The organism is Protofrankia sp. Cr1, from assembly GCF_963555865.1.
Taxonomy (GTDB): domain Bacteria; phylum Actinomycetota; class Actinomycetes; order Frankiales; family Frankiaceae; genus Protofrankia.
Genome location: NZ_CAUVXO010000347.1, coordinates 1 through 1,067, shown reverse-complemented (window position 1 = coordinate 1,067; position 1,067 = coordinate 1). Strand labels below are relative to the sequence as shown.

2 protein-coding genes are annotated in these 1,067 nt (G+C 70.0%); both read left to right on the top strand.

Features of this window, described 5'->3' with window-relative positions; all coding sequences use genetic code 11:
• Positions 1–157: 157 nt before the first annotated feature.
• The gene (locus U9980_RS20910) at positions 158–550 is read left to right on the top strand and encodes a TadE/TadG family type IV pilus assembly protein (RefSeq protein WP_322769475.1); all 393 of its coding nucleotides are present in this window, start codon (positions 158–160) and stop codon (positions 548–550) included.
• Positions 547–1,067: hypothetical protein (locus tag U9980_RS20905; protein WP_322769474.1), on the top strand; the 521-nt coding region annotated here is incomplete at its 3' end. The genes U9980_RS20910 and U9980_RS20905, both read left to right, overlap by 4 nt.

Sequence of the window (1,067 nt, the reverse complement as noted above, 5' to 3'; positions counted from 1 at the left end):
GGCCGGAGCCGCGGGGATCGCGGCGACGTGCCCGGCTGGGTGATGGTCACGGTGATGACGGCGGCACTGGTAGTGGCCCTGATGGCGGTTGCCGTGCCCCAGCTTCGGGATGTCTTCACCAAAGCGATCGACTCCGTGACCGGCGGCTGACCGTCCGGTGCTGGCGCGCCCGGCTGGCGACCGGGGTTCGGCTATCGTCGAGTTCGTCCTGGTCGGAATACTGTTGTTACTGTTGTTCCTCGGCGTTGTCCAGGTCGGTCTCGTTCTGCACATCCGTAACACCCTTGCCGCGGACGCGGCTGAGGGCGCGCGGCACGCGGCAAACCTGAACATGACCGACGACGCGGGTGGTCCGTACGCCGAGCGGCTGATCGCCTCGTCCGTTCCCGGGCGGGCAGATACGCGTTGCACGAGTGCCGCGGTGACCGACCCGTCCGGGGTGCCATTGGTTGAGGTGCGGTGCGAAGTCACGGTGCCGTTGACCTTCGTGCCGTTCGGAGCGAGCACGACGATCAGAGTTGTCGGGCATGCGGTCAAGGAGACGCCGTGAGCTCGCCGGACCGGTCACCACCTGTGCGGCTGGCACCACCCGTGCGGCCGTCACCACCCGTGCGGCTAGGACCGGGCCGCGGCGGGCCGCGGTTGCGGCTGCGTCGCCGTGATGACAGCGGGACCGCGCTGATCGAGTTCGTCGGGCTGTCGGTCCTGTTACTGATCCCGTTTGTCTACTTCTTCCTCAGCGTGTTCGCGGTCCAGCGGTCGGCGTTCGCGGTCACCCAGGCCGCGCGGGCCGCCGGCCGGGCCTACGCGACTGCGGACAGTGAGGACCAGGCCGTCGAGCGTGCGCGGGTGGCTGCTCGACTGGCCTTCGCCGACCAGGGCCTTGACGGCGCGCCCGAGGTGCGTTTCGCCCCGGAGGGCGCGGACTGCGGCGCGGGAGATCCAGGCGACGGGGCCGCATCGCTGACTCCGGGCGCCCGGTTCGTCGTGTGCGTCCGTTCGGTCGCCGCGTTGCCCGGTGCGGCCCAGCTGTTCACCGGGCTGGCGGATATCACGGTCAACGGAAA